1 protein-coding gene and 3 pseudogenes are annotated in these 4,108 nt (G+C 33.6%); 3 read left to right on the top strand and 1 reads right to left on the bottom strand.

The features are described 5' to 3' along the window. The 3 genes and pseudogenes from ACFIL2_RS00105 to ssb form a co-directional block, all read left to right on the top strand. Positions 1-262: pseudogene (locus ACFIL2_RS00105) on the top strand (hypothetical protein); the annotation flags it as partial. Positions 263-515: 253 nt separating this feature from the next. Next, positions 516-1,964, top strand: a complete 1,449-nt coding sequence (locus ACFIL2_RS00110; RefSeq protein ID WP_375681657.1) for a replicative DNA helicase — start codon at positions 516-518, stop codon at positions 1,962-1,964. A gap of 103 nt (positions 1,965-2,067) precedes the next feature. Further along, positions 2,068-2,283, top strand: a pseudogene (gene ssb, locus ACFIL2_RS00115) (single-stranded DNA-binding protein); the annotation flags it as partial. Positions 2,284-3,912: 1,629 nt separating this feature from the next. Here the strand turns inward: ssb and ACFIL2_RS00120 are convergent. Next, positions 3,913-4,108, bottom strand: a pseudogene (locus ACFIL2_RS00120) (hypothetical protein); the annotation flags it as partial.

Genomic DNA, 4,108 nt, shown 5'->3' on the forward strand with positions numbered 1-4,108 from the left:
TAGCTCTTCAAAAATTTATGGCAAGGTTTATGGCAATGCTAGCGTGGGTGGGTATGTTAAGGTCTATGGTTCTGTTTATGGCAATGCTAAAGTGACTGGTTATCACACTATTAGAGGTTTGGTACATGGCAATGCAAGATTAAAAAGAAATGAGTATTCATATACAGAACAAAACCCTTATTATGCATATGGGATTCCTGAGGATTGTGAAATTTATGAAAACGATACCGTTGTAAAGATTGTTGAAAATAAAGCAGCGTAAATAAAATAACGGCGCGGGGGGCTGCTTTATAGCAAAAAAGCCGCGTCCTTTAGACACGGCTTTTATAATCAAAACAGCTAGCGATCTAAATAAACGATTAAAGTAACCAATCGAAATATAAAAGAACGTCTCTTTATTGCACAAAACGTATCAAAAAGCAAGCTGTTAAGTAAAATAAAAATGGGATTCACACTGTAGATTCAGTGATTTATAATTATCATTTATCAAATCAATTTAAATCATAATGAATAAAATGAACGCTGTTAATTTACCTTCTTTTCAAACAGAAGAACAATCTTCTTTTCGTCAACTTCCCCATAATATTGAAGCTGAAAAAGCTTTGCTGGGTGCTATCATTATCAATAATAATGCTCTTGATAGCGTTTCTGATTTTTTAAAAGTAGAGCATTTTTTTGAACCGTTGCATCAAAAGCTTTTTGATATCATTTCACAAATTATTCAAAAGGAAAGAATTGCAGATCCCATTACTATTAAGCCCTTTGTTGAAAATGATGCGAAAATTGGTGACATCACTGTATATAATTACGTGGTGCGTTTAGCTAAAGAAGCTGTAACAATCATTAATACTAAAGATTATGGGAGTGTCATTTATGATCTGTTTATCCGACGCTCTTTAATTAACCTTGGCACTCAAGTTGTGAATAGAGCATATGATGTTTCTATAGAACTTACAACATCACAACAAATTGAAACTGTTGAAAATCAGTTATTTGAGCTAGCAGAAAAAGGAAAATACGGGGGTGGGTTTGAAAATTTTGATACAGCCATTGCAAAAGCACTTAACATGGCAAGTGCAGCGAAAAAGCGTTCTTCAAGGCTTTCAGGGATAGCTACCCATATCAAAACACTTGATGAAAAAATGGGGGGGTTACAAGCATCTGACTTAATTATCCTTGCGGGGCGCCCTGGTATGGGGAAAACCTCTCTGGCTACTAATATTGCTTTTAATATTGCCAATGCTTGCAAGCGTCATGATAACAGCCAAGCCAATGAAGGGGGTATTGTTGGTTTCTTTTCACTTGAGATGTCAACTGAACAGCTTGCAACTCGTATTATCTCAGAGCAAATAAAGGTTTCTTCTTCTGATATGCGCCGTGGTAATATCTCAGAAGAGCAATTTGCAAAAATTATTCACGCAATGCGTTCCTTACAAACAATCCCTCTTTATATTGATCAAACGGGTGGGGTGTCTATTGCACAATTGTCCGCTCGTGCAAGGCGTCTTAAACGACAACATGGTCTAGATGTCTTGATTATCGATTATATCCAACTCATGACAAGCGGTTCAAAGCGTTCATTAGAAAATCGCGTTCAAGAAATTACAGCCATTACCACCGGATTAAAAGCACTTGCAAAAGAACTCAATATTCCCATCATTGCTCTGTCACAACTTTCACGTCAAGTTGAAAACCGAACCGATAAACGTCCACAACTCTCCGACTTACGTGAATCTGGTTCAATCGAACAAGATGCCGACATTGTGCTGTTCGTTTATCGTGAAGAATACTATCTCAAAAATGAAGAACCCAAAGAAGGCACCGCTGAGTATAGCAAATGGCAAGAGGCAATGGAGCAAGCCAAGGGTAAAGCCGAGGTTATTATAGCAAAACAACGCCATGGTCCGACAGGAATCGTTCCCCTTGCCTTTCAATCCGATTTTACACGCTTTAGTGATTTATAACATAATGTAAAACATTAAATAATTGTTATTAGCTAACTGAAAACATTGTAAAAACACATAAAACATGTTATGATCTTTACATCATTTAATGGGACTTACAAACATGCTTAATAAAGTGATTTTAATTGGTCATTTAGGTGCCAATCCAGAAAGCAAAACAATGTCATCTGGCATCGAGGTGGTCAATTTTCGAATGGCAACGTTTGAGAGCTATACAGACAAGGCAACCAATAAGAAAGTAGACAAAACAGAATGGCATTCCATTGTGGTGTTTAATCCACACTTGGCAAAAATAGCTCTCCAGTATCTGAATAAAGGCAGATTCGATATAATATCAAAAAACACAATAAAGTCAATATGTTGTTTGCAATTATTTTATATGAATCCACTCAAGAATCCATCTTTTTATGCGTGTCTAAATTGATCATTTTTTATATAAGATTGGCATGTATGAATAGACCATAAAAAGCAAATCATGATGTAAATATTATAACGCATGTAAACATTCAAATGAAATGAAAAGCAGATATCATTTATAACAGTTCATAAATCTTATGATACGTTTTTATCACAGCACAAATCACATTGTTTTAAAATTTAGTCGTTTGAAATTATCGATAACATAAACCGCATATGTTTAAAGATCACATCTTGTTTTAAAGATTGGTTTGTTTAATCGTATAAAGACCAAAATTATTGTTCCCCAAACTTAAGAAGCGTAAAATCTAAAAATGCTATAGCAATATCTTATTACCTATTGAGGATAATCGTTTGAAACTGTTATAAGGTAAATTGTACCAAAAGATACGCATTTATAGAAAATACAGATCATATAATTTTCCCCCAAATTGGGAAAAACCTCTAAAATGGCATTAAAGAAATTAACTGTTTGAACCTGTCATAAGCTTATAGGTTTAATTTAAAAAATTGCATAAAAGGATTAAGGATAAAATCGCTTTTAAAACGCTTACTAAAAGTTAGAAAAACGATAAAGAGGTATTTTATATCTTATGAAATGAAAAGCCTTTTAATGAATAGATTGCAGACTAGTTTTTAAGAACGGAATTATTCGCTTCCACAAAAAAATGGAAGCGAACAATGCCATGGCAGTAGAGTTACTATCTACTTTAGACTTGGTACTAAAAAACGTTTTAAAAGTTATAGTTTAAAAATACGAAACCAAATGAGGTCCCCTCAAATTTGAGGGCATCTATTTAGACAAAGATAAGCAGGTAAAATACGAAACCGTTGTAACATTATAAGGCATGAGATTTTACTTAATTTTGCTAGCCAAATATAGAGCGATTAATTTGCAAAAAAGTTATGTTTAAAAGAAACTTATGAAAGCCTTTCTAAATACTGTTTAACGTTTGAAACAGATGTTTATAAGCAATTTATAAGCTTATGATCCTTACTTTTGTAAAAAAAACGCTGCTTTTATCTTATGAGAGATTGTTTTGAAAACCAATACTCGTAAATGTAAAAAACGAGTTTTGTTAAAGCTAACAAGCGTTTTGATTTGTTTGATAGGTTTGATTTTAGACAATGTGTTATTTGAATTCACTCAGCTCGATTTTGAGCTTAGTATTTTGAAACGTTTTAAAAGAAGCATCATGATCATGGGCTTTGTTTTCAATAAATCTCTTTAAGTTAAAGACGTTATGATTGATACGTTTGAGAGAAACAAAAAGCGTTTATAGGCTTTCTCATTCAAATGAGTGAGTAAAAATCATAGGTATTATTTACATTCCTTTTGATAAGTTTTCATATCTCAATAGAGCACTTGAAATATAATACATTTTGTATATATGCATTCATTCCTCCATTATGAGTGATTCATTAGAGTCATTATTCAAAAGCCGCGTCATATCACTTGACACGGCTTTTTTTGCATTCTTTCTTTTATGATGGGTTTATAACCATCAAGAAGGCACCCCCATGTCTATTTTTATTCTGTTTCCTCAACAATCTTGACAAGGTTATCGCTTTCATAAACCTCATAATTTATAGGAACTTCCTTTACTTTGCTTTTCTTGGTTAATTTCGCATTGCCATAAGCACGTCCCCAGACCTTAGTATAGAATAAAACCTTGGCATTGCCAAAAACAGAGCCATAAATTTCAGCACAACCGCCCACCAAAGCA

Source organism: Bartonella sp. AP30XZML (genome assembly GCF_042195945.1).
Classification (GTDB): domain Bacteria; phylum Pseudomonadota; class Alphaproteobacteria; order Rhizobiales; family Rhizobiaceae; genus Bartonella.